The sequence below is a fragment of the Sphingobium scionense genome (genome assembly GCF_014197035.1).
GTDB lineage: Bacteria > Pseudomonadota > Alphaproteobacteria > Sphingomonadales > Sphingomonadaceae > Sphingobium > Sphingobium scionense.
In genome coordinates this window covers 15,630-40,526 of the sequence record NZ_JACIEU010000020.1, presented here as the reverse complement: position 1 = coordinate 40,526, position 24,897 = coordinate 15,630, and the positions used below count along the sequence as shown (strand labels likewise).

Sequence of the window (24,897 nt, the reverse complement as noted above, 5' to 3'; positions counted from 1 at the left end):
CGGGTTGCATCAACCGATCTTGGGCAGGCCATTCGAATTCGCAAGCCCCTGTGCCAGCGATTCGAGGACTTTGCGCAATTCCGGATCACCGATGTCGCGCAGGGAATCTCCCAGCTCGACCGGAATGGGTTTGAGGTTGCGGGGCGGCGGGCGCCGCTCGACCGGCGCGGGGCCGACCATGCCCTGTTTCATCGCCACCTTGACGACGGCGGCATAGCCGAAGAAGCGGTTCACCCGCTCGATGATGTCGGGCAGTGCATGCTGGATCATCGGCGCATGGCCGCTCATTACGGTCAGCTGCAACGTGCCGCCCGATTTCTGGCCGACCGGGAAGCGGATCGATTCGGGCGCGGTGATCGCGGCATAGTCGGCGCCGACGATGTCGTTCCAGCGGGTGACGATGCTCGACTGGACGAAACCGAACTTGCGGAATGCGGTGCGGCCGATTTCCGGCATCAGGTCGGCGATCGCGCGCGGCGCACCCACGCGGGGGCGTTCGGCCGGCGGTGCGGCGCGGCTCGTCTTTTTCGCGGTTGGGGGGCGTTCCTTCATGGCGCGCTACATGGCATAGGGCCGCCATGCGCGTCGAGATGTCGGGTTCAAAAATCGCACGGGATTTGCTGGCCCATTATGACGTCCATGCCCGGCGCCTGCCCTGGCGCGCGCCGCCGGGGGCCAATGCGGCCGATCCCTATCATGTCTGGCTGTCCGAAGTGATGCTGCAACAGACGACGGTCGCGGCGGTCGGGCCTTATTTCGAGAAATTCACGCTGCGCTGGCCGACGGTGCTGGATCTGGCCGCCAGTGCCGACGCCGACCTGATGGCGGCCTGGGCAGGGCTGGGCTATTATGCCCGCGCCCGCAACCTGTTGGCCTGCGCCCGCGCCGTGGTGGCCGACTATGGTGGCCGCTTCCCCGACACCGAAGACGCATTGCGCGCGCTGCCGGGGCTGGGCGCCTATACCGCCGCCGCCGTTGCCGCGATTGCCTTTGGCCGTCGCGCCGTGGTGGTCGATGCCAATGTCGAACGGGTGGTCGCCCGCCTGTTCGCCATAGCGACGCCGCTGCCTGCCGCCCGGCCGGACATCCGCGCAGCCGCCGACAGCATCACGCCGGACCTGCGCGCCGGTGATTTTGCCCAGGCGATGATGGATCTGGGCGCCACCATCTGCACGGCGCGCAATCCGGCCTGCGGCATCTGCCCGCTGCGTCAGGATTGCGCGGCGGTGCGCACCGCCGATCCTGCCGCCTTCCCGGTCAAGGCGCCGAAAAAGGCCAAGCCCCATCGCCTAGGCCATGCCTGGTGGATCGAACGCAGCGATGGTCAGGTCTGGCTGGTGCGTCGCCCGGACAAGGGATTGCTGGGCGGCATGCGTGCGCTCCCCAGTTCCGACTGGAATGGTGCGCCCGACGCCACGCCGCCCTTTGCCGCGCAGTGGCGGACGATCGATCCGCCGGTTGCCCATGTCTTCACCCATTTCTCGCTGGCGCTCAGCGTCCACACTACCCATGTGGGGCTGGACCATGTGCCGACGGACGCGGGCGAATGGTGGCCGCGCGACCGGATCGGGGAGGCAGGGCTGCCGACCCTGTTCGCGCGGGCGGCCGATGCGGTGATGAAGGAGATGACGGACGATGCACGGAACTGACCCACAAGCGCACGGCCTGCCCGGTTTCGTCGGCGGCACGCTCGACCGGGTCGACCATATCCGCAGCAACCCCGCGCTCCATGCGCAAGCCTTCGCCTCGCCCAACGCCCGGCTGCTGGTCCTCGAAGGGCTGGAGCCGGTGACGGACGATCATGGCCTGGCCCTGGTCCCGCTCGCTGCCGATGCGCGCATCGAACAGCATGTGCTGCTCGGCGTCGATCTGCAGGATCGGCCGATCTTCGCCCATCTGGTCGAGACGCTGGAGCAAGGCCCCAATGCAACCCCGCGATCGCGCGGCCTCGCCGATCTCGTCTCCGCGTCCGACGTCGCGCTCTATGGCACTGCGCGTAGCCTGGTCCATTGGCATGCCCGGCACCGTTTCTGTTCGGTCTGCGGCGCGCCGACCCATGCGCACAAGGCCGGCTGGGCGCGCCGCTGCGAATCCTGCGCCTCCGAACATTTTCCGCGCGTCGATCCGGTCTCGATCATGCTCGCCGAACATCAGGGCCGGGTCCTGCTCGGCCGCCAGCATAGCTGGCCGCCCGGCCGCTATTCCGCGCTCGCCGGCTTCATCGAACCGGGCGAGACGGTCGAGGAAGCGGTCGCGCGCGAACTGAAGGAGGAAGCCGGCATATCGGTCCACTCGGTCCGCTATGTGATGAGCCAGCCCTGGCCCTTTCCCTCGTCGCTGATGATCGCCTGCATCGCCCAGTGCGACGATCCCGCGCTGACCCTGGACGAGACCGAGATCGAACATGCCTTCTGGTGCGATGCCGATGGCGTCGCCGCTGCATTGGCCGGCGATCCCGATGCGCCCTTCCTGGCGCCGCCGCGCATGGCGGTCGCCTGGCACCTGCTCGACCATTGGCTGCGCGGCGCGGTTGCCCCGTCCGACGCAAGGGCGTAAGGCCCGGGCTTCGTCTTCACTACAGGATCGATCTTCCTTTATGCTCAGCCTCGAAGAAGCCCAGTTGCGCGCGCAGGATCTGGTGACGGCGGCGCGCAAGGCAGGGGCGGACGCGGCCGATGCCATCTATGCCTGCAACGCCTCGACCACGGTGGCGGTGCGGCTTGGTGCGCTGGAGGATGTCGAACGGTCCGAGGGCGAGGAAATCGGTCTGCGGGTCTTCATCGGCCAGCGCTCGGCCAGCATTTCCGCGTCGGACATGAACCCGGCCACGCTCGCGACCCTGATCGACCGCAGCATCGCCATGGCGCGCGAGGCGCCGGAAGATCCCTATGCCGGCCTTGCGCCGGAGGACCGGCTGCTCAGGAAGCGGCCGCCCTCGCTCGACCTGGTCGATGGGGAAGAACCCGAACCCGCCGCCCTGCGCGAACGCGCGCTGATCGCGGAGGAAGCCGCGCGCAGCATCCCCGGCATCACCAACAGCGAAGGCGGTGGCGCCGCCAGCGGCCGGAGCCAGGTCGCGCTCGCCACCAGCCATGGCTTTGCCGGCGCCTATGCCGCCACCAGCCATTCGACCTGGGCCAGCGTGCTCGCGGGCAGCGGCGCCGACATGCAGCGTGACCATGCCAGCCATGCCAGCCGTCACCTCAGGGATCTGGACGATGCCGAAGCGGTCGGCATGCGCGCCGGCCAGCGCGCGGTCGCGCGGCTCAATCCGGGCAAGGTCGACAGCGGCGTCATGCCGGTCATCTTCGATCCGCGCATCGGCTCCAGCCTGGTCGGTCATCTGATCGGCGGCATGGTCGGGCCGGCGATCGCCCGCCGCTCCAGCTTCCTGCTGGATTCGCTGGGCGAAACCTTGTTCGACAGCAGGATCACCATCATCGATGACCCGTTGCTGCCGCGCGGCCTTCGCTCGCGTCCCTTCGATGGCGAGGGCCTGCCGGTCGAGCGCCGCGCTTTGATCGCGGATGGCGTGCTGACCGGTTGGCTGATGGAAAGCGCCTCGGCCCGCCAGCTTGGCCTGGAACCCACCGGCCATGCCAGCCGGGGTGGCGCCGGTGCGCCGGGCGCCGGCATCACCAATGTCCATATGGAAGCGGGCAGCCTGTCGGTCGGCGACCTGATGGCCGACGTCAAGCGCGGCATCTATGTCACCGAACTGATCGGCATGGGCGTCAATGGCGTCACTGGCGACTATAGCCGCGGCGCCGCCGGCTTCCTGATCGAAAATGGCGCGGTCGGTCCGGCCGTGTCGGAAATCACCATCGCCGGCAATTTGAAGGACATGTTCCGCACCCTGGTGCCGGCCAATGACCTGATGTTCCGTTATGCCATGAACGTGCCGACCCTGCGCGTCGACGGGATGACCGTTGCCGGCGGCTGAACCCCTCCTGCCGGCCGTCGTCGCGGCGGTAAGCGATGCGGCCGATCGCGCGCTGGCGCTATGGGCCGATGGCGAGACCCGCGTGCGCCAATGGGAAAAGGTGCCTGGGCACCCGGTCTGCGATGCGGACCTGGAAATCGACGCCATGCTGCGCGAACGCCTTGCTGCGATCGACCCGCAGGCCGGCTGGCTGTCGGAAGAGACGGCCGATACCGTCCATCGCCTCGGCGTATCGCGCGTCTGGGTGGTTGATCCGATCGACGGCACCCGCGATTATCTGCGCGGCCGGCCCGGTTGGGCGGTCTCGGTCGCCCTGGTCGAGGATGGCGCGGTCCGGCTCGGCATCCTGGCGGCGCCGGCGCGCAAGGAACTGTGGATTGCGCAGGTAGGGCAGGGGGCGACCCGCAATGGCGTGCCGCTCCATGCCGGCAATCGTACCCTGCTGCCCGGTGCGCGTGTTCCCGCCGATCAACTTCCCCGCGCCGATCGCGATCTCGTCACCGTGGACAAGCCCAACAGCATCGCGCTGCGCATGGCGATGGTCGCCGCCGACGAGGCCGATCTGGTCGCCACCGTGCGCTGGGGCAATGAATGGGATGTCGCCGCCTCCGCCCTGATTGCGCAGGAGGCTGGCGCTATCGTCACCGACGCACTGGGTGATCGCCTCGCCTTTAACCGGCCTCAGCCCGTCGCCTTCGGCCTGCTCTGTGCGGCGCCAGGCATCCATGCCGCCGCCGCCGCCCGCCTCGCGCCGCGCGCGAAGGAGATATTGGGCAAGGCCTGATCAGCCGGCGCAGCGTCTGACGGTCTTCTCCGGTAAAAATTCGGGCAGCTTTGCGCTGACGATCTCAGACCAGATGCGATATCCTGCCTCATTCATATGGACATGATCGGCGCGATAATTGTCGCCCAGCTTGCCATCCTTCAACAGTGCCGATGTGATGTCGACATAATGGGCGTCGCTCATATGCGGCAGCAGCCGCACCATTGCTGCATTCAGCAATTTCTGCTGCGGGAACAGATGCCAGCGTCCCGGGCTGGGCTTGGCCGACAGGACCAGGACGGGGACATCGCCCAGTAAAGTGCTGCGCGTTTCCAGAAACTGGGCCAGATCATGGACGATCTGGCGAACCGGGCGGCCACGGGCGATATCATTTTCCCCGGCATAGAGGATGAGCGCCTCTGGGCGTGGCGTATCGGGCGCGATATTGCCGAACCGGGGCAAAATCTCTTCGAAGGTCGCATCGTTGATGCCGCGATTATGCGCAATCCAGGGCGCCATGTCATGTTCCAGGCTATCCCAGCGCTTGATCGATGAACTGCCTACGAACCATAGCGCGCAGGCGCCTTCGCGGCCGTCACCAGCGGGCAATAGCGCGCTCGCTTCACGGTGGCGGGTGTAGGCAAACCACCCTCCCAGGATCAGGGAAAAAATCGACAGGGCCAGCAAGCGCTTGCCCCAAGGCGTATCCAGTCTCTGCAAGATGATGGCGACCCTCCTGCTAATAGCCCAAGTCTAAACGATATTTTTCTTAAGAAAAGATGGCTGCAATAGAATGATGTCATTGCGGATTTTAAGAGGTTGGCAATATTGTGACGCTATCGTTTCGATGGCAATTTTGCGAGCATCCCGTGGCGAAGAACCCATCGATCGACCTGCTGAAAGGCTTGCTGATCCTGCTTGTCATGGGCGGGCATGCGATGGAATTGACGCATCAGCAGCATGTCCTGCTGTGGATCGGCGCGGGTTTCCGCATGCCATTGATGATCGGCATTTCGGGCTATCTGCTCAACGTCACGCGCACCCGTGCCATGCCGACCGGGGAAATGTTCAGTCGCTATGGCCGACGCATGCTGCTGCCCTGGGCTGTGGCGATGATCGTCTACTGGCTCGCCAGCGGCGGCCTGCTTTCCTGGCAGACGCCGCTCGACATGCTGCTGCGCCCGCCCTTCCATCTCTGGTATGTGCCGGCGCTGTTCCTGTTGATTCTGGTGACCCGGCTAATGCCGCTTTCGCCACTGCTATTGCTGGCGATCGGCACCCCTGTCAGCCTGGCCACCATGTATAGTTTCGGCCTCGACCATGGGGCAGTGGGCGGCAGCCTGTTGTCGCCCGACAGTCGTTTCCTGCGCTATCCGGTCTATTTCTTCTTCGGCATGCTGATGGCCGAACGCGGCATGCCCAAACGCTATTTGTGGCCCGTGCTGCTGGTCGGGGCGCTGGGTCTGTTCTGGTGGTCGGATCTTTATGGCACCGGCAATGCGCTTGCCTTCGTGCCCGCCCGCCTGCTGATGTGCCTGGCGCTGATCGCGCTGCTGCCCAGCGTGTCGGCGGTGCGCCTGCATTACGGCCCGATCAACCGGATCGGGCGCGAAAGCCTGTTCTTCTATCTCTGGCACCCGCTGGTTATGGGACTGGTGGCGATGCTGGACCCGCATGGCGCCGTCATTCTCGCTGGTGCAGTGCTGCTGCTCTACATCGCCAGCGCACTTGCGGGGCAGGGGCGATTGCCGCCGCTGCTCTTGGGCGCCGTGCCGCAACGCAGGCCGGCCCCGGTTGCCGTGCAACCGGAACCGTCAACGGTCATAGTCTAGATCTTGCCATATTTCGCTTCGAAGCCGGCAATGTCACCAGCGGCGAGATATTTGGCCTGGTCGATCCACTGGTCGCGGACCGGGCGCCCCTTGAAATTGCCCAGCTTCGCGTCGATCGCGGCGATGTCGCTGTCGCTCCAGCCGGCGATCTGGGTATAGTGCGTCACGCCCAATTCGGTCAGTAGCGCGCCCAGTTTCGGGCCAACGCCTTTCAGCTTCAGCAGGTCGTCGGCGCCATCAGCCGGTGCCGCGACGGCAGGTGATGCCGGGATCGGCGCGGGCGTCGGTTCGATCACGGGTGCGGGGGCGGGCGCTTCCTCGACCGCCGGCTCGACCGCGACCGGCTCGGCGATCACGGGCTCGGCAACCGGCACCGGATCGGGCGCGGCCACCAGCGGCGCGGCGGCAGGCTCGGCAATCGGCTCGGCGACCATGGGCGGCGTTACCGGGGCGGTCTCGTCCACCACGGCCGACTTGCCCTTGCCCGACAGCAGGAACACCAGGCCGATCACGACGAGCAGCGCGATCAGCAGCCACAGGCCATAGTCCATGAAGAATTCCTGCATCGCCCTTTGCCTCCCGGAATGGATATCTCGCCCTATTTAAGGGCGGGGCAGGGCGCGGGACAAGGGGGACATGTCCCGATCCCGCGCCGGTTTGCCCCTTATTGCGCCTCGCGGGCGACCTCGCGCCAGCCGATGTCGCGGCGGCAGAAGCCGGTCGGGAAGTCGATCGCATCGACTGCGGCATAGGCGGCAGCCTGTGCCTCGCCCACGTTGGCGCCGCTCGCGGTAACGTTCAGCACGCGTCCGCCATTGGCGACGATCGCGCCGTCCTTCTCGGCGGTGCCGGCGTGGAAAACCCGCGCACCCTGCGCTTCGGCCACCTCGATACCACCGATCACGCCACCCTTTTCCGGCGTGCCGGGATAGCCATTGGCCGCCATTACGATGGTCAGCGCGGTGCGATCCGCCAGCGTGACCGGTCCCTGTTCGGCAAGCCTGCCTTCGGCCACCGCCAGCAGCAATTCGACCAGATCGCCGTCGAAGCGCATCATCAGCACCTGGCATTCGGGATCGCCGAACCGGGCATTATATTCGATCAGTTTGGGGCCTTCCTCGGTCAGCATCAGCCCGGCATAGAGCACGCCGGAATAGGGCATGCCTTCTGCCGCCAGCGTCTCGACCGTCGGCTTGATGATCCGCTCGATCACCTGCGCCTCCAGTTCGGGCGTCAGCACGCGGGCCGGGCTGTAGGCGCCCATGCCGCCGGTATTGGGGCCGGTGTCGCCATCGCCGACGCGCTTGTGGTCCTGGGCCGACCCGAAGGGCAGGATAGCGCTGCCATCGGTCAGGGCGAAGAAGCTCGCCTCCTCGCCGGTCATGAACTCTTCCAGCACTACTTCCTCGCCGGCCTTGCCGAACGCGCCGGAGAACATGGTGTCGAGCGCGTCTAGTGCTTCCTCGCGCGTTTCGGCGATGATCACGCCCTTGCCCGCGGCCAGCCCGTCGGCCTTGATCACCACCGGCAGCGTGAAATCGTCGAGCGCGGCGATCGCGCCATCCTTGCTGGTGACGCGCTGGTAGGCGGCGGTCGGGATGTTCGCGCGCTGGCACAGATCCTTGGTGAAGCCCTTGGAGCCTTCCAGCTGGGCCGGCTTCTTGTCGGGGCCGAACACGGCGACGCCCATGGTGCGCAGATTATCGGCCAGGCCATCGACCAGCGGCGCTTCCGGCCCGATCACCACCAGTGCGATCGAGTGGCGGGTGCAGAAATCCAGCACCGCACGATGATCGGTCGCGTCGAGGTCGACCAAATTGGCATGCTGGGCTATGCCGGGGTTGCCAGGCGCCGCATACAGCGTCGAGAGGCGTGGCGATTGTGCCAGCTTCCAAGCCAGCGCATGTTCGCGGCCGCCGCCGCCAAGCAGAAGGATGTTCATCTCGGCCATGTCCCCGGAATTTGATGCCTATGACAGTTCGGGCCGCCTGTTAGCGGAGGAAAGGGCGGGGGACAACGCGCCGCCGCTCAGTGTCAGCGAATTGTCGGGCCTGCTGAAGCGCACGGTGGAGGATCGGTTCGGTCATGTCCGCCTGCGCGGCGAGATTTCCGGCTTCAAGCGCGCGGCTTCGGGCCATCTCTATCTGGCGCTGAAGGATGACAATGCCGTGCTGGATGGGGTGATGTGGAAGGGCGGGGCGCAACGGCTCGCCTTCCAGCCGCAGGATGGGGTCGAGGTGATCGCCACCGGCAAGCTCACCACCTATCCGGGCCGGTCCAAATATCAGATCGTGATCGACCGGATGGAATTGGCGGGTGAGGGCGCGCTGATGGCGCTGCTCGAAAAGCTCAAGGCCAAGCTCGCGGCCGAAGGGCTGTTCAACCGCGACCGCAAGCGCCGCCTGCCCTTCTTGCCGCGCACCATCGGCGTCGTCACCTCGCCCACCGGGGCGGTGATCCGCGACATTCTCCACCGCCTGGCGGATCGCTGCCCGACCCAGGTGCTGCTCTGGCCGGTGCTGGTCCAGGGGCAGGGCGCGGCCGAACAGATCGCCCGCGCCGTGCGCGGCTTTTCCGCCATGGATGGCAGCGGGCCGTTGCCCCGGCCCGATCTCGTCATCGTCGCGCGCGGCGGCGGCTCGATCGAGGATCTGTGGAGCTTCAACGAGGAAATCGTCGTCCGCGCGGTCGCCGAATGCTCGATCCCGACCATTTCGGCGGTCGGGCATGAAACCGACACGACCTTGTGCGACTATGCCGCCGACATGCGTGCGCCCACACCGACCGCTGCCGCCGAAATGGCGGTGCCGGTCCGCGCCGAACTGCTGGCGATGCTGGGTGAAATGGGCCTGCGCTCCGGCCGGGCGGTGCGGCGCGGGGCGATGCAGGCACGCGAAAGGCTGGACATGCAGGCGCGGCTGATGCCGACGCCCGACACCTTGCTCGCGCCGCAGCGGCAGCGGCTCGATCTTCTGTCCGACGGTCTCAACAGCGGCCTGCGCCACCGTCTGGCCGATGCCCGCACCCATCTGGGCCAGGTCAGTGGCGCGCTGCGGCCTGCCTTGCTGCGCCAATATGTCAGTCGCGCGGCGGAGCGGGTCGACCGGTTGCGGTTGCGCCCCGATTATCTGACCCGCGTCTATCGCGATCGCGCCACCGCCTTCGATCGCCTCTCGCGCCTCTTCACCTCAGTCAATCCCGATCTGCCGTTGCAGCGCGGCTTTGCCCGGGTGATGGCGGGCGACCGGCTGGTCCGTTCGGTGGTCGATGCGCAGGCCGCAGGCCAGGTCAGCCTGCACTTCGCCGATGGCGCCGTGGCCGCCGCAATCGACACCGCCGCACCTCTTGAGCCGGCCCCTGCGCCCGCTATATCCGCCCCATCCCGTCCCGCGCGCAAGTCGCGCGACATTGTTGAAGGCGGCCAGCAGGACCTCTTCTCCTGATGCGCCGCAGAAAGGCCATATGCCCATGCTGATGTCCAACCGCGACCGCCCGGCCCGGCTGCATTATATGCCCTACAGCTTTCGCGTGCTGCAGGCCGGCGACCATGTGCTGTGCGCCGTGTCCGGTCAGCGCATCCCGCTGGAGGATCTGCGCTACTGGTCGATCGCCCGCCAGGAACCCTATGCCAGCGCCGCTTTGTCGGTCGAGGCGGAACTGAAGGCGCGTGCCGTCGGATGATACGTTGGTTCGCTGTCGTGCTTGCTCTCACCGCATCGCCGCTCGTCCCGGCGATGCTGCGCGCGGCACCGGCGAGCGTGGCCGGCCCTGATTTCATCCTGTCCGGCCCGGCGATCCAGGGTGGCACCCTGCTTGGCACTGCGCCGGCCGGCACGGTCGCGCTGCATTTCGGCGACCAGCTGGTTCCGGTCGATGCCGATGGCCGCTTTCTGATCGCCTTCGATCGCGACGCGCCGCCGCCGGCGAAGCTCAGCGCACGCCTGTCGGATGGCCGGGTCATCGATCGCACCCTGACCGTCGCACCGCGCGAATGGCGGCTCGAACGGATCGACGCGCCGCTGCGTCCGACAAAGAGCAGCGAGGCCTTCCTCACCCTGCGCAAGCCCGAACTGGAGCAGATCGCCGCTGCGCGCGACAAGGCGACGGATGCTCAGGGCTGGCGCCAGCGCTTCATCTGGCCGCGCATGGGCCGGATTTCCGGCCTGTTCGGATCGCAGCGCATCTATCAGGGGCAGCCGGGCGCCTATCATGGCGGCGTCGATGTTGCTGGCGCGACCGGTGAGCCGGTGGTGGCGCCGGCCGACGGGGTGGTGATCCTTGCCGCCGATCACCCCTTCACGCTGGAGGGTAATCTGCTGATGATCGACCATGGCCATGGTCTCAACAGCGCCTTCCTGCATCTGTCGCGGATCGACGTGAAGCCCGGCGACCATGTGGCACAGGGGCAACGCATCGGCGCGATCGGCGCCACAGGGCGCGCCACCGGCCCCCATCTTCACTGGGGCATGAAATGGAACGAGGCGCGCATCGACCCGCTGCTGCTCGCCGGGCCGATGCCGCAGGCGCGGTAAGGATCAGCCGACGCGCTTCACGCGTACCGGGCGTCCGGCGATCTTGGCCATGAAGCTGCCCATGCTGGCGCGCTCGATCTCGATCGTCATGCCTACCTTGGGATCGCGAAAGGTGACTGCTTCAGTGGTCATCCATTCTGCGCCATCTTCCAGCGTTATCAGCCATTTCCCATTACCGATGCTTTTCGCTGCCGCGATTTTGGCCTCGATCTGGGTCATCGCATCATATTGCGGACTTGCCTTTTTATCATCCGCATCCCCATCGTTGAGGAAAGGCAATTTGGGGAAAGAAAAGCCGAACAGCGTCCGGCGCGTCTTGTTGAGTTCCGTCTTGTCCAGCACCACCACCTCGTCGCGCTGGGCGGCACTATCCATGGCAGCCACCTGGCGATCATAACAGGCGAGGCGCCCCTTATCGTCGGAAATTTCACGACATTTCAGCAGGTCGGTGAATATTTCAGCGCGCGGCTGTCGACGCTCCGCTGCACCCGTTCCGGTCGCTACCAGACACAGGGGCAGGGCCATGATCATCGCATGATGGGCCTTCATATGCTTGATTCTCCGTCGATCTGCAGCCAATGGGCGCCACCATGCACCCGGCGAGTCTGTCGTCAATAGAGCGTGGCAGCATCCCCCAAATCTGGATAACGGTCACAAACTGACAGCAGATCGCTCGCGATTGCAGCATTGCGTCGCTCTATATTGCGCCGTTGAAATTATCTTGCTTTGCGACCGTAAAATTCCACATGTTTCGTCTTGTTGCATTTTTGATACAGGGCCGTTCAAAAGCATCAAGGCGCGATTTCGCGCGCTTTACAGCAGCTTTCCCACCGCGCAGGTTCCCGCAATCCATACGGGGGGATCGCTGTCGGGCACCATATCCCCTTGTAGGTGCACATGAAGGCAGGTGACTGCCCAACTCCAGAGCAAGGGACTGGAAACGTGAAGACATTTTCGAAGAGGGCACTGCTGCGTGCCAGCGCCGCTCCGGCGATCCTCGGTGCGTCGCTGATCGCGACTGCCGCGTTCGCGCAGGAAGCGCCCCAGGGCGCCGAGGCCGAAGCCACCGACACCATCGTCGTTACCGGCTCGCTCATCAAGAATCCGAACCTGGAACGCTCGACCCCGGTCACCGCGACCTCGGCGGACCAGATCGAACTGAAGCAGAACAACACCGCAGAAGATATTCTGCGTGAAATCCCGGGCATCGTTCCCAGCATCGGCTCGGCGGTGAACAACGGCAACGGCGGCGCCTCGTTCGTCGATCTTCGTGGCCTGGGTTCGAACCGCAACATCGTCCTGCTTGATGGCGACCGTCTGGTGCCGGCCGAACTGAACGGCCGCTTCGACCTTAACAACATTCCGGTTGCGCTGATCGAACGCGTCGAGACGCTGACCGGCGGTGCATCGACCACCTATGGCGCCGATGCCATCTCGGGCGTGGTGAACTTCATCACCAAGTCGGATTTCTCCGGTTTGGAAGGCACGATTTCGAACCAGCTGACGGAGCAGGGCGACGGTAATTATTTCCGCGCCGACGTCACCATGGGTGCGAACTTCGACGACGGCAAGGGTAACGCGGTCTTCTCGATCGGCTATCAGCAGTCGGATCCGGTCTATCAGGGCGATCGCAGCTTCTCGATCTTCAACGTCGATTCCTACAGCGGTGCCATCGGTGGTTCGGGTACGGCGACCCCGTCGCGCTTCACCGGCACCAACCCCTCGGGCACTGCGACCGGCAACGGCACGCGCCAGGTGACCGCTGATGGTTCGGCCTTCCGTCCGACCACTGCGTTTGATGCGTTCAACTTCAACCCGTACAACGTCTTCCAGACGCCGTTCGAACGTTTCAACATGTTCGGCGCTGCGCGGTACGAGATCAGCGATGCGGTAGAAGCCTATACCCGCGGCATCTTCTCGAAGAACACCGTTAAGACCATCATCGCGCCGTCGGGCATCTTCGGCGCCGCCGTCGATATTCCGCTCAGCAACCCCTATATGACGGCTGCTCAGCGCAACGCCTTCTGTCAGCGCAACGTCGCGACCCCGACGCAGATCGCTGCCGGCGTCTACACGCCGCTCTACACCCAGGCTGAATGTGACGCGGCCGCTGTCGCGACCGATCCGAACGATCCCAACTATCGCGAGGTCACGACCGCCATGTCGCGTCGTGCTACCGAACTGGGGCCGCGTATCTCGGAATTCACCACCACCTTCTTCGACTATAAGCTCGGCTTCCGTGGCGGCATCACCGACACGATCAGCTGGGACGTTTCGGGTGCCTATGGTGAAAGCGAACAGGCCCAGACCCAGAAGGGCTACTGGCTGACCTCGCGTGTCCGTCAGGCGCTGCAGGCGACCAGCACCACCGACTGCCTTGACACGTCGAACGGTTGCGTCCCGCTCAACGCCTTCGGTCCCGATGGCTCGATCACGCCGGAAATGAACGCGTTCCTGAACGCCAACAGCCAGGTCGTGACCAAGACCTCGCTGGCCCAGGCCAATGCGACCGTTAGCGGCGACTTCGGCTGGGCGGTTCCGTTCGCCAGCGACGCGGTGGCTTTCGCCATCGGTGGCGAATATCGCAAATATGCCGCTTCGCAGGAATCGGATCTGCTCTCGCAGTCGGGTGATCTGGGCGGCGCCGGTGGTGCGGCTCCGAACATCTCGGGCGGCTATGACGTCTATGAAGCATTCGGCGAACTCATCGTGCCGCTGGTTCAGGACAAGCCCTTCTTCCAGGATCTGACCCTGGAAACCGGCATCCGCTATTCCAGCTACAGCGTCGACGCGCCCAGCAGCCCGTCCTACAAGACCACCACATGGAAGGCTGGCGGTAGCTGGACTCCGGTCGATGGCTTCAAGATTCGCGGTAACTATGCCCACGCCGTGCGTGCGCCCAACATCGCGGAACTGTTCGCTCCGGTCAGCACTGCGCTCACCAACCTGGGCACCGACCCCTGCTCGGGCAGCGCGCCGCTCAATGACGCTAACCTCGCTGCGGTCTGTATCGCTCAGGGCGCGCCCGCCTCGACCATCGGTGCGATCACCAATGATCCTGCCGGCCAGGTCAACTATACCGGCGGTGGCAATCTTGATCTGAAGCCCGAAAAGTCTAACAGCTGGACCATCGGTGCCGTCTTCCAGCCGTCGGGCCTGCGTGGCTTCTCGGCGACGGTCGACTATTTCAACATCAAGATTAAGGATGCCATCACCTCGCCGACCCCCGGTGACGCTGTCGCGGCTTGCTTCGACAACATCACCGCCTCCAGCGCGACCGATTCGGCCTGTACCTCGATCCGTCGTAACCCGCTGACCGGCGAACTGTTCGGCGAATCGCTGACCACGCCCGGCCTGTCGCTGGTGACTTCGAACCTGGGCAAGCTCAGCACCGACGGCGTTGACTTCACGCTGAACTACCAGACCGATGTCGGCTTCGCGAAGCTGGCGCTCAGCCTGCTGGGTACCTGGACCAACAGCAACAAGTTCCAGGCGACCTCGGCCTCGTACAACCGCGAATGCGTCGGTTTCTACTCGGTCAACTGCGCCTCGATCCAGCCGGAATGGCAGTTCTCGCAGCGTTCGACCCTCAGCTTCGAAAAGTTCGATATCTCGCTGCTGTGGCGCTATATCGACAGCGTGAAGTATGAGCCCAAGCAGCTGGCGGACGATCTGGCCGCTGCCGAAGTTGCCGGTTGCAGCAATCCGACCACCACGGACGAAGATGGTTGCATGGTCGATCCGGAATTCCGGAAGATCAAGGCCGAACATTATTTCGACCTGACCGGCCGCTTCCACGTCTCGGATGAAATCACCATCACCCTGACGGCCCAGAACCTCTTCGACAATAAGCCGAAGGTTGTGGGTAACACGATCGGTTCGACCAGCTACAACAGCGGTAACGTCTATCCGTCGACCTACGACGCGCTGGGCCGTCGCTATGCGATCGCTGCCAAGTTCCGCTTCTGATCGAAGCGCAACGTCGAATGAAAAAGGAGGGCCGGCTGCAAAGCCGGCCCTTTTTTCATGCCGTCTTCAGGGCCTGAACCCGACATGCGCGACAGCGCCGCTGCGCCCAGCAGTCGTTTTTTCCGTCGATTATCTGATGTTCTACTCCCGCCCGCGGCCGGGATAGGCGTCTCAGTCCAGCAGCGGGCGAGGCAGGTCCATGACGATGCCATTGTTGCGCGCGATCAGGGTCGCCCATTCGCCGACCTTCTCGACCTCCTCGGCATGTAGCGCCTTGCCATCCTGCGCGGCGCGCACGCGCTGGCCCTGGGCGAAGTCGGCGCCGGTCTTGGAATCTCGGCCGAATATCGGTCCTGAAACGATGTCGGCAATATCCGCGCGGCTCAACGTGATATCGAAATGCCGTGCCAGCGCGGTCAGGCTATCGGCCGGATGCGCGATCAATGTTTCACTGTTCAGGGTAAGGACGCGTTCGCCCAATTGCTTGGTCAGCGCCTGGAACTGGGCATGTTGTGTCAGCCATCCCAGCGCCGCGACCTGGATATCGGTCAGCCCCAGATAGTCCGATGGTGCGACGCCCAGATTGACCATGCCTTCGCGTAGCAACTTGCCGAACAGATCACGCACCCACAATCGGCCCCACATGCCCTTGCGCGCGATCGACGCCAGATAGGCATCAAGGGGCGCGTGGAGAAACAGCGCGCGGGCGGTCGGCCACATCGCCATGATTCCCGGAATCAGCGGGTTGATCAGGTTGGATGGCTTGATCACCATCGCCTCGCCGGCCGAAAAGGGGCGTGCCAGCAGTCGCAGTCCATGGTCCAGCGCGCGGGCTGCTTCTGGCCCCTTAGCACCGCGATGACGCCAGCCGACAATGTCGTTCAGCAGCACCGGTTCCTTGAGACCCATGGCGATGCCGGGCCGATCGAAGACGGCGGCGAGCAAGGTCGAACAACAATAGGCCGAATGGAAGATGAAATGCACCGGCGCGGGTGGCGGCGCTGCGGCGATGGCCTCCTCGCGCCGTATCACGATCGGCTCGACGGCCTGCCCGACATACTCGTCGGTCAGGAACGGTATTTCGCCATGGCGCGCGCGCGGTAGCTGTAGAAAATGGAAAGCGTCCTGCTCCGGATCATAACGATGGGCCAGCCACTGGGCGTCGGCCATCAGGCTGTTCAGAGGCTGGGCGGAGGAAGCGGTCATCGGTCGCAGCCTTCGCATGGCAGGCAGGGGCGCACAAGGCTGCAGGCCAGCGGCTTGCCTCGACCGCGCCATATGATAGCAGGACGGGATGAACCAGCAGATCGGACGATTTTTGCAGCAGGCGGCGGAAGCCCGTCGCACCGGACGCCATGGCGATGCGCAGGCTGCGCTGGCGCAGCTTCTAACGCTTCAGCCCGGCGAGCCACAGGCGCTCAACATGCTGGGCATGATGGCGCTGGAAAAGCGCGATTTTCATGCCGCTCGCGACCATTTTCTGGGAGCCACCGCCAGCGATGCGGGCGAACCGGCCTTGTGGATGAATGTCGCCGCGGCGCAGCGCGGACTGGGCGATGCAGAGGGGGAACGGAGCGCCCTGCAGCGGGCGATCGACATCGACCAACGCAACTTCATGGCCCAGCTCCGGCTTGCCCAATTGCAGCAGCGTCTGGGGGAGACCCAGTCGTCGGCCGACAGCTGGAGCAAGGTGTTGGCCCTGTCCATGGGCATGCGGGATCTGCCGGTGCAACTTGTCGAGACCTTGGCCGAGGCGCGACGCTTTCTGACCGATCATCAGGCCCGCCTCGCGAACATGGTGGAACAGGATGTCGCACCGCTGCTCGCGGATGCCGACATGCGGAGCCAGCGTCGTTTCAAGGCTTGCCTCGACAAGGAATTCGGGGGGCGCCCGCTGTACCAGAACCAGTGTTCGGGCCTGCATTATCCTTTCCTGCCGGCCGATGAATATTTCGATCGGGACCATTTTTCCTGGTTGGTGCAGCTGGAGGCGAAGACCGACGCCATACGCGAGGAGTTTCTAGGCCTGATCGACAAGCAGGGCGGCAATGTGCGCCCCTATGTGCAGCAGGATCCGGGCACACCGGAAAATAAGTGGACGGTGCTGGATGGCTCGCTCGACTGGGGCGCAGCCTTTCTGTGGGAATATGGCGTGCGCAACGAAGCCGTTTGCGCCGCCTGTCCTCAGACCGTGGCGGCGCTCGAAGCGCTGCCGCGGGCGGATATTCCCGGCCGCGCACCATCCGCCTTCTTCTCGCTGCTCAAGCCTCACAGCCGCATTCCCGCCCACACCGGCGTCACCAATACGCGCGCGATCATCCACCTGCCGCTCATCGTTCCACCGGGCTGTTTCTTCCGCGTCGGCGGTGAAACCCGCGCCTGGCAGGAAGGACAGGCTTTCGCGTTCGATGACACGATCGAGCATGAAGCCTGGAATGACAGCGATCATCTGCGCGTCGTCCTGATCTTCGACGTGTGGAATCCGCATTTGTCACTTGCCGAGCAGCAGCTCTTGAAGCAATTCTATGCGACAGCTGATGCCAGCAGAGCGCAGGACGCTCTGGGGGCCGGGGTTTGAGGCAATGGATACGACGGCCACCGCGCCGGATTGCCTTGTCGTCTGGGAGATAGAAGATGCGTATCGTCAAAGCCTTGGTCATGACGGGCCTGTTCGCGATGGCCTATCCAGCCCTCGCTGAAGACAAGCCCAAGCTCGACCGCAATGATCCCAATGCAACGCGCTGTCGCAGCTTCCCGGTAACGGGTTCGCTCGTAAGGAAGGAACGCATCTGCAAGACCAATGCGGAATGGCGGGCGATTAGCGAGCAGCAGAGTCGCGATGCCGACGACCTGATCATGCGTAGCCGTGCCGGTATGAATCCAAACGGCTGAGCCTGCCTGTCAGTCCTGCTGGGCGATAGGGGCAATGATATCTGATCTACGGGAGCGGTCGCTTGTGCGGGCGCTCCCTTTTTCATGAGCGCTAGGCATATGCGATCGTCTGCGGTGGCTGTTGAGCCCTTTTATCATCGGTTCCATGCGGCCAAAATTTCAAGCGAAGCCTTGTTATATAACGACGCGGTATCTCTGCAGCTCTGCGCGCCACCATCTATTCAGTTGCACAAAAATACCGATAATAAACGGGGAATGGGCGCTCGCACCTCCACCATTCCACAGAATTTCATTTAGTTTCAACACCGTAATTGTGTTGCTGGAATGTTGCACATCTGTAAAAATCGTAACGTTTCGTAACGCAACCGGGTTTACAGCCGGTTCCATGGGGCGCACCCATGCCCCGCCTTGTGGTTCCGCAGGGTCGCACTGGTCATCAGCAGGCAGACAAAACTGCCGCTCCAGATAAGGGACTGGAAATTTGAAGAACGCATCGATTGCCGCATTCTTGCGGGCCGGAGTCGCGCCCGTCATTCTCGCCACCGCGCTGTTCCAGGCGCCCCTCCATGCTCAGGATGCCGCCCCCCAGGCCGATGACGGCGCGAACGACACGATCGTCGTGACCGGCTCGCTGCTGCGCCGCATCGACAAGGAAACGATTTCGCCGATCACCACCGTTTCGTCGGAAGATCTGGCGATCCGCGGCATCACCACGGTGCAGCAGGGCATCCAGAATCTGTCGGCCAATAACGGCCCGGCGCTGACCAACGGCTTCTCGGCCAATGGCGCGTTCGCTGGCGGTGCGTCGGCGGTCTCGCTGCGCGGCCTGTCGACCTCCTCGACGCTGGTGCTGTTCGACGGCCTGCGCGCCGCCTATTATCCGCTGGCCGATGACGGCACGCGCAATTTCGTCGACCTCAACACCATCCCCGACGCCATCGTCGACCGGGTCGAAGTGGTGAAGGACGGCGCGTCCGCCACCTATGGCGCCGACGCGGTTGCCGGCGTGGTCAACATCATCACCAAGCGCGAAGTGAAGGGCCTGCACCTTCAGGCCGAAGCCGGCGTCGCCGAAAAGGGCTATGGCGCCAACCAGCGCCTGTCGGCCACCTATGGCTATGGCGACCTGTCCGAACAGGGCTTCAACGCCTATGTCAGCGCCCATTATCTCAAGAGCGCTGCGGTCTATAACAAGGACCTGGGCTATCCCTATAACAGCGACGATCTGTCGGGGATCTGCCATGACGGCGTCTGCGGTCCCAACAACATGGCCAATGGCGTAGATCCCAGCATTGGCTTCACCGGCCTGTCGACCGCGACCAATGTCTTCATGGCTCGTCCCTACGATGCCGCCACTGGCGCCGGCACCGGCCGTTACGAGCTGCTGAACGCCGCTGCTGGCTGTGGTAGCCTGAACCCCTACACGCTGACCGACGCGGAATATGCGGCCAATGCAACCGCGCCGCACACCGTTTGCCAGCAGGACATCACGCACGATTACAGCCAGGTTCTGCCGGAACAGCAGCGCTGGGGCATTTCGGGTCGCTTCACCAAGATCGTCGGCGACAGCGGCGAAGCCTATCTCGAACTCAACTATGAGAACAGCAAGTCCTCCTACACCGGCCTTGCCTCGATCATCCGCGCCAATGCGCCGGCCGGTATCGACTATTCGGCCTATTCGACCTCGACCGGTGCGGGCCTGCTGCGTCTGCCGGTTTATGTCTGCGCCCGTGGCACTGCCGCCTGTGATGCGACCAACGGCACGCTGAACCCGAACAACCCCTATGCCGCCCAGGGCCAGGAAGCTGCCATCATCGGCCGCCTGCCGACCAGCACCGAATATAATGAATCGGTCAGCCAGGTCTTCCGCGCTGCCGCCGGCATCAAGGGCGATTTCGGCAACGACTGGCATTATCAGGTCGACGGCACGGCCATGGTCTCGAAGCTCAAGACCACGGCCAAGGGCTATGTCTATATCCAGCATCTGCTCGATGTGATCGCGGACGGTTCGTATAATTTCATGAACCCGTCGGCGACCTCGCAGGAGACGCTCGACTATCTGACCCCGACCCAGATCAACCACAGCAAGACCCAGCTCTATCAGGGCCAGGCGAGCATTTCGAAGGAAGTGTTCGACCTGCCGGGTGGTCCGCTGCAGGTCGCGGTCGGCGTCGCCGCCCGCTATGAATCGCTTAACAATCCCAGCGGCAACCCCGACTATGACGGTCAGACCGAGCGCTATTTCCGCCTGAACGCCTTTGGCGCCAAGGGCCACCGCGATGTCGAATCCGCCTATTTCGAACTGAGCGCACCGATCGTCGAGCAGCTCGAACTGACGGCGGCGGGTCGCTACGACCATTATTCGACCGGCCAGGACAATTTCTCGCCCAAGTTCGGCGCGAAGTTCAAGCCGATCCGCGAACTGATGTTCCGTGGCACCTTCTCGAAGGGCTTCCGCATCCCCAGCTTCGCGGAAATGGGCGCTCTGCCGACCACCGGCTATGTCACCCAGTCGATCGGTTCGATGCCGCAGGAATTCATCGATCAGCATCTGAACTCGGCCGGCACCGGTCCCAACACCTATCTGACCAACTATTCGATCGGTCAGACGACGGTGGGCAACCCGAACCTGAAGGCGGAAAAGTCGCGCAACATCACGCTCGGCGCGACCTTCCAGCCGCTCAACAACCTTTCGTTCAGCGTCGACTATTATAACATCAAGAAGACCGGCGCGATCACCTCGGTGAACTTCTCGAACGCGATCGCCAACTATTACGCCACCGGGGAAACCTCCTATGATGGCGTGACGGTGATCCCGGACGAAGTCGATCAGGAACATACCGGTTCGCAGCGTCGCATCGCCTTCGTGCAGGGCAGCTTCATCAATGCCAACACGATCAAGACGTCGGGTATCGATTTCAACGCGATGGGCAAGTTCCGCCTGAGCGACAACATCACCTTCTCGACCTCGATCGATGCGACCTATGTCATCAAGCTGAACACCGAATATCCCGACGGGACGGTTGAACATTATGTCGACACGCTCGGCAACTTCAACCTGACGGCCGGTTCGGGCACGCAGCAGTGGCGCGGTAGCTGGCAGAATACGCTGGACTTCGGCAAAGCTTCGCTCAGCGCGACCGCTTATTATACCGATGGCTATAATTATTCGGCCGAGGATCAGGGTGGTGTTGCCGGCGACTGCAGCCTGGTGCCGACCAACTATGATGGTGAAGCCTATCAGGGCTGCCGCGTGAAGTCGTTCATCAGCGTCGACATGACGGGCACGATCAAGGTCAACGACCAGTTCGAGCTTTATGCCAACGTCATGAACGTCTTCAACAACAAGCCGCCGATCGATGCGACCACCTATGGCGCCTATCTCTACAACCCGGTGGTTGGCGAGTCGGCGATTCTGGGCCGCTCCTTCCGCATCGGCGCGAAGGCCAGCTTCTAAACCAGATAATATAAAAGGGCGGCCCTCCCTTGCGGGGCCGCCCTCCTTTCAGGACCAACTGGCGCACGGCGCGCCCGACTTAGCCGACACTGGGTCTCAGTGCGCCGTCGCCGTCTTCACTCCATCGCGGACCGGAACCAGCCGGTCACCGACGTTCGGGCCGCGCCAGCGGAAGGCACGACATAGCTGACGCTGTGCAATTGTGGCACGCGGAACAGGTCGAGCCTGTTGAAGGCCGGCACCCGGCCGGAAAAGCCGCCATCGGCACCATGGAACATCAATAATCCGCCCCATTCGGTCCGCCATCCCTCGGTCAGGCCAAAGACATAGGCGGCGTGCCGGTTCTTTCCCGAGACCCCATCATCATGGCCGGTCAGAAAATCGCCGCTGACATAGCGGGTCGCCTGCCCGTCGGCGAAGCCGATCGCCTCGCTGCCGGCGATCGCCCGGACCAGCGCCAGCACCTCCGGCCCCGCCATGAAGCGGACGAAGGCATCCAGCAGATGCGGCGACTGCCGGCGCGCCTGCTCCTCGTCGGGCACGCGGATACTGCCATAGCGGAACTGGAAGCCATGCCGGGCCGCCTCATGCACCGCCTGGTTCAGGGCGCCCCATTGCTGCGGCGTCATCGATTGCGCCGTCGGGCGATCGATCTCGAACAGTTTCTCGTCCGAATTGAGGACGATCCGCCAATCCTCGCGCGCGTCCAGATGGGCGGCCAGCGCGCGGGCGGCCGCATCGGTCAGGAAGGGACCGATGCGGACATGCCCGTCGCGCTGATAGTCGGATCGCAATCGGTCGATGTCGATGCCATCGGCCAGCGCGAAATCCGCAACCATTGTCGTCATGCGACGCTTAGCTTCAGCGCGCCGTCGCCATCTTCCACCGTCACGGTCGATCCGTCCGGCACCTCGCCGCGCAGGATCAGGTCGGCCAGCGGATCCTGCAGGTAACGCTGCACCGCCCGCTTCAATGGCCGTGCGCCATAGACCGGATCATAGCCGACCCGGCCCAGCCAGGCCCGCGCCTCGCCGGTCAGGTTCAGCACCACCTTGCGGTCCTTCAGCAGCTTCTGCACCCGCGCCACCTGGATATCGACGATCGGCGCCATATGGCCCGCGCCGAGGCGATGGAACAGGATGATCTCGTCCAGGCGGTTGAGGAATTCCGGGCGGAAATGGCTGCGTACCATCTCCATCACCTGCTCCTCGACCTTCTCGACCGGCTCGTCGTCGGGCTGGGCGGCGATATATTGGCTGCCCAGGTTCGACGTCAGCACGATGATCGTGTTGGTGAAGTCGACGGTGCGGCCCTGGCCATCGGTCAGGCGGCCATCGTCCAGCACCTGCAGCAGCACGTTGAACACGTCGCTGTGCGCCTTCTCGACCTCGTCGAACAGCACGACCTGATAGGGCCGGCGCCGCACCGCCTCGGTCAGCACGCCGCCTTCCTCATAGCCGACATAGCCCGGAGGCGCGCCGATCAGCCGGGCCACCGAGTGCTTCTCCATGAACTCGCTCATGTCGATGCGCACCATCGCGCTTTCGTCGTCGAACAGAAAACCGGCCAGCGCCTTGGTCAGCTCGGTCTTGCCGACGCCCGTGGGGCCAAGGAACAGGAAGCTGCCCAGCGGCCGGTTCGGGTCTTGTAAGCCGGCCCGGCTGCGGCGCACGGCGGTCGCCACCGCGCGCACGGCATCGGCCTGGCCGATCACCCGCTTGCCCAGTTCGGCTTCCATCGCCAGCAGCTTTTCGCGCTCGCCCTCCATCATCCGGTCGACCGGGATGCCGGTCCAGCGCGATACGACGCTGGCGATATCCTCGGCCGTTACCTCCTCGCGCAGCATCGCGCCCTTGGACGCGCCCTGGGCCTCGGCCAGCTGCTTTTCCAGCTGCGGAATGGTGCCATATTGCAGCTCGCCGGCCTTGCCATAGTCGCCGCCACGCTGCGCCTGCTCCAGCTGGATGCGCGCGGCGTCGAGCTGTTCCTTCAGCTTGGCCTCGCTCGCGATCTTGTCCTTCTCCGCCTGCCAGCGCGTCGTCAGCTCGGCCGACTGCTGCTCCAGATTGGCGAGGTCGGTTTCCAGATTGGCCAGCCGGTCCTTCGACGCCTGGTCGCTTTCCTTCTTCAGCGCCTCACGCTCGATCTGCAGCTGCATGATCCGGCGGTCGAGATTTTCGATTTCCTCGGGCTTGCTCTCCACCTCCATGCGGATGCGAGAGGCGGCTTCGTCCATCAGGTCGATCGCCTTGTCGGGCAGGAAACGGTCGGTGATGTAGCGATTGGACAGGGTCGCCGCCGCCACGATCGCGCCGTCGGCGATGCGCACGCCATGATGCGCCTCATATTTGTCCTTGATGCCGCGCAGGATCGATATCGTGTCCTCGACCGTCGGCTCGCCGACGAACACCGGCTGGAACCGCCGCTGGAGCGCCGGATCCTTCTCGACATATTTGCGATATTCGTCGAGCGTGGTCGCGCCGATGCAATGCAGCTCGCCGCGCGCCAGCGCCGGCTTCAGCAGGTTGCCGGCATCCATCGCGCCTTCGGATTTGCCCGCGCCGATCAGCGTGTGCATCTCGTCGATGAACAGGATGATCTGGCCGTCGGCACCCTTCACCTCGTCGAGCACGCCCTTCAGCCGCTCCTCGAACTCGCCACGATATTTGGCGCCCGCGATCAGGCTGCCCATGTCGAGCGCCATCAGCGTGCGGTCCTTCAGCGTATCGGGCACGTCGCCATGGGCGATGCGCAGCGCCAGCCCTTCCGCGATCGCGGTCTTGCCGACCCCCGGTTCGCCGATCAGCACCGGGTTGTTCTTGGTGCGGCGCGCCAGGATCTGGATGGTGCGGCGAATTTCCTCGTCGCGGCCGATCACGGGATCGAGCTTGCCGGCCCTGGCCGCGTCGGTCAGGTCGCGGGCGAATTTCTTGAGCGCATCATAACGGTCTTCCGCGCCCGCCGTGTCGGCGGTGCGGCCGCCGCGCAGGCTGTTGATCGCGCCGTTCAGCGCCTCCGCACGCACGCCGGCGGTCGCCAACGCCTTGCCCGCCGTCGTGGTGGTCGCCAGCGTCAGCGCCAGCAGCAGCCGTTCGACGGTGACGAAACTGTCGCCCGCCTTCTGCGCCACCTGCTCGGCGGAATCGAGCACGCGCACGGCATCATTGTCCAGGCCCGGCGTCTGCTGCGCGCCGCTGCCCGATACGGCCGGCACCTTGGCCAGCGCGGCATCGGTCTCGCGCAGCGCGGTCGCGGCATCGCCGCCCGCTGCCTTGATCAGGCCGGACGCCATGCCCTGCTCATCTTCCAGCAGCGCCTTCAACAGATGTTCGGGGCTGATCCGCTGGTGGTTCATGCGGATCGCAACGGTCTGCGCCGACTGGAGGAAACCCTTGGCGCGGTCGGTGAATTTTTCGAGGTTCATTATCATCCCCTTCAAGGCATTGCTGGCGATGTAATGTTGCAAAAATGACACACAAGGGGCGTGGGCAAAAAATCCGCGCGCCCCT

At 64.3% G+C, this 24,897-nt stretch carries 21 protein-coding genes; 12 read left to right on the top strand and 9 right to left on the bottom strand.

The features are described 5' to 3' along the window. Nucleotides 1-9: 9 nt before the first annotated feature. Nucleotides 10-552 carry a DUF721 domain-containing protein gene (locus GGQ90_RS20610; protein WP_188083763.1) on the bottom strand — a complete coding sequence of 181 codons (543 nt, stop codon included), beginning with the start codon at nucleotides 550-552 and terminating at the stop codon, nucleotides 10-12. 26 nt (nucleotides 553-578) lie between these two features. Here GGQ90_RS20610 and GGQ90_RS20605 point away from each other — a divergent pair, with 26 nt between their 5' ends. The 4 genes from GGQ90_RS20605 to GGQ90_RS20590 are packed head-to-tail and all read left to right on the top strand — an operon-like array spanning nucleotide 579 to nucleotide 4,727. After that, nucleotides 579-1,649, top strand: a complete 1,071-nt coding sequence (locus GGQ90_RS20605; RefSeq protein WP_188083762.1) for an A/G-specific adenine glycosylase — start codon at nucleotides 579-581, stop codon at nucleotides 1,647-1,649. After that, complete coding sequence (gene nudC / locus GGQ90_RS20600; protein WP_188083761.1) at nucleotides 1,636-2,556, top strand: NAD(+) diphosphatase; 921 nt, start codon at nucleotides 1,636-1,638, stop codon at nucleotides 2,554-2,556. The genes GGQ90_RS20605 and nudC overlap by 14 nt, the downstream gene beginning before the upstream one ends. Nucleotides 2,557-2,596: 40 nt before the next feature. After that, on the top strand, nucleotides 2,597-3,943 hold the full coding sequence (locus tag GGQ90_RS20595) for a TldD/PmbA family protein (RefSeq protein ID WP_188083760.1): 1,347 nt from the start codon (nucleotides 2,597-2,599) through the stop codon (nucleotides 3,941-3,943). After that, entirely contained in the window at nucleotides 3,930-4,727 is a 798-nt protein-coding gene (locus tag GGQ90_RS20590) for a 3'(2'),5'-bisphosphate nucleotidase CysQ (protein ID WP_188083759.1), read from the top strand. The genes GGQ90_RS20595 and GGQ90_RS20590 overlap by 14 nt, the downstream gene beginning before the upstream one ends. Here GGQ90_RS20590 and GGQ90_RS20585 read toward each other — a convergent pair whose 3' ends face one another. Beyond that, nucleotides 4,728-5,426 carry a GDSL-type esterase/lipase family protein gene (locus GGQ90_RS20585; RefSeq protein ID WP_188083758.1) on the bottom strand — a complete coding sequence of 233 codons (699 nt, stop codon included), beginning with the start codon at nucleotides 5,424-5,426 and terminating at the stop codon, nucleotides 4,728-4,730. Nucleotides 5,427-5,575: 149 nt separating this feature from the next. Between GGQ90_RS20585 and GGQ90_RS20580 the strand changes: the two genes are divergently transcribed. Beyond that, the gene (locus GGQ90_RS20580; RefSeq protein ID WP_188083757.1) at nucleotides 5,576-6,538 is read left to right on the top strand and encodes an acyltransferase family protein; all 963 of its coding nucleotides are present in this window, start codon (nucleotides 5,576-5,578) and stop codon (nucleotides 6,536-6,538) included. On the opposite strand, the gene GGQ90_RS20575 is transcribed toward GGQ90_RS20580, so the two are convergent. Together GGQ90_RS20575 and purD are read right to left on the bottom strand one after the other, a co-directional pair. Then, the gene (locus tag GGQ90_RS20575) at nucleotides 6,535-7,104 is read right to left on the bottom strand and encodes a hypothetical protein (protein ID WP_188083756.1); all 570 of its coding nucleotides are present in this window, start codon (nucleotides 7,102-7,104) and stop codon (nucleotides 6,535-6,537) included. The two genes, GGQ90_RS20580 and GGQ90_RS20575, sit on opposite strands and share 4 nt — an antisense overlap. A 98-nt stretch (nucleotides 7,105-7,202) precedes the next feature. Next, the gene (gene purD, locus GGQ90_RS20570) at nucleotides 7,203-8,480 is read right to left on the bottom strand and encodes a phosphoribosylamine--glycine ligase (RefSeq protein ID WP_188083755.1); all 1,278 of its coding nucleotides are present in this window, start codon (nucleotides 8,478-8,480) and stop codon (nucleotides 7,203-7,205) included. A 7-nt stretch (nucleotides 8,481-8,487) separates the two neighbouring features. On the opposite strand from purD, the gene xseA reads away from it, so the two are divergent. From xseA to GGQ90_RS20555, 3 genes are read left to right on the top strand one after another with little or no spacing between them, the layout of a single operon-like run. Next, nucleotides 8,488-9,981: an exodeoxyribonuclease VII large subunit gene (gene xseA / locus GGQ90_RS20565; RefSeq protein WP_188083754.1), complete on the top strand. Its 1,494-nt coding sequence runs from the start codon at nucleotides 8,488-8,490 to the stop codon at nucleotides 9,979-9,981. 25 nt (nucleotides 9,982-10,006) lie between these two features. Then, entirely contained in the window at nucleotides 10,007-10,219 is a 213-nt protein-coding gene (locus tag GGQ90_RS20560; RefSeq protein WP_188083753.1) for a DUF2093 domain-containing protein, read from the top strand. Beyond that, complete coding sequence (locus tag GGQ90_RS20555; protein ID WP_188083752.1) at nucleotides 10,216-11,070, top strand: M23 family metallopeptidase; 855 nt, start codon at nucleotides 10,216-10,218, stop codon at nucleotides 11,068-11,070. Before GGQ90_RS20560 ends, GGQ90_RS20555 begins: the two co-directional genes overlap by 4 nt. Before the next feature lie 3 nt (nucleotides 11,071-11,073). Here the strand turns inward: GGQ90_RS20555 and GGQ90_RS20550 are convergent, their stop codons facing one another. Further along, complete coding sequence (locus GGQ90_RS20550) at nucleotides 11,074-11,619, bottom strand: hypothetical protein (protein WP_188083751.1); 546 nt, start codon at nucleotides 11,617-11,619, stop codon at nucleotides 11,074-11,076. Nucleotides 11,620-12,012: 393 nt separating this feature from the next. Here GGQ90_RS20550 and GGQ90_RS20545 point away from each other — a divergent pair, with 393 nt between their 5' ends. Continuing rightward, complete coding sequence (locus GGQ90_RS20545; RefSeq protein ID WP_188083750.1) at nucleotides 12,013-15,039, top strand: TonB-dependent receptor domain-containing protein; 3,027 nt, start codon at nucleotides 12,013-12,015, stop codon at nucleotides 15,037-15,039. A 171-nt stretch (nucleotides 15,040-15,210) separates the two neighbouring features. Here GGQ90_RS20545 and GGQ90_RS20540 read toward each other — a convergent pair whose 3' ends face one another. Further along, nucleotides 15,211-16,245, bottom strand: a complete 1,035-nt coding sequence (locus GGQ90_RS20540; RefSeq protein WP_246428350.1) for a hypothetical protein — start codon at nucleotides 16,243-16,245, stop codon at nucleotides 15,211-15,213. An 88-nt stretch (nucleotides 16,246-16,333) separates the two neighbouring features. On the opposite strand from GGQ90_RS20540, the gene GGQ90_RS20535 reads away from it, so the two are divergent. Then, nucleotides 16,334-17,617 (top strand): aspartyl/asparaginyl beta-hydroxylase domain-containing protein, encoded by a 1,284-nt coding sequence (locus GGQ90_RS20535; protein ID WP_188083748.1) that lies wholly within the window; start codon nucleotides 16,334-16,336, stop codon nucleotides 17,615-17,617. Between the two features lie 56 nt (nucleotides 17,618-17,673). Then, the gene (locus GGQ90_RS20530) at nucleotides 17,674-17,931 is read left to right on the top strand and encodes a hypothetical protein (RefSeq protein ID WP_223178376.1); all 258 of its coding nucleotides are present in this window, start codon (nucleotides 17,674-17,676) and stop codon (nucleotides 17,929-17,931) included. Nucleotides 17,932-18,105: 174 nt separating this feature from the next. Here GGQ90_RS20530 and GGQ90_RS29080 read toward each other — a convergent pair whose 3' ends face one another. Next, the gene (locus tag GGQ90_RS29080) at nucleotides 18,106-18,465 is read right to left on the bottom strand and encodes a hypothetical protein (protein ID WP_223178385.1); all 360 of its coding nucleotides are present in this window, start codon (nucleotides 18,463-18,465) and stop codon (nucleotides 18,106-18,108) included. Between GGQ90_RS29080 and GGQ90_RS20525 the strand changes: the two genes are divergently transcribed. After that, complete coding sequence (locus GGQ90_RS20525; RefSeq protein WP_246428349.1) at nucleotides 18,440-21,388, top strand: TonB-dependent receptor plug domain-containing protein; 2,949 nt, start codon at nucleotides 18,440-18,442, stop codon at nucleotides 21,386-21,388. The two genes, GGQ90_RS29080 and GGQ90_RS20525, sit on opposite strands and share 26 nt — an antisense overlap. A gap of 116 nt (nucleotides 21,389-21,504) precedes the next feature. Here the strand turns inward: GGQ90_RS20525 and GGQ90_RS20520 are convergent, their stop codons facing one another. After that, a complete protein-coding gene (locus GGQ90_RS20520) occupies nucleotides 21,505-22,236 on the bottom strand; it encodes a 2OG-Fe(II) oxygenase family protein (protein WP_246428348.1) in 732 nt (243 codons plus the stop codon). After that, entirely contained in the window at nucleotides 22,233-24,812 is a 2,580-nt protein-coding gene (clpB, locus tag GGQ90_RS20515; protein WP_188083746.1) for an ATP-dependent chaperone ClpB, read from the bottom strand. The genes GGQ90_RS20520 and clpB overlap by 4 nt, the downstream gene beginning before the upstream one ends. Nucleotides 24,813-24,897: the final 85 nt, after the last annotated feature.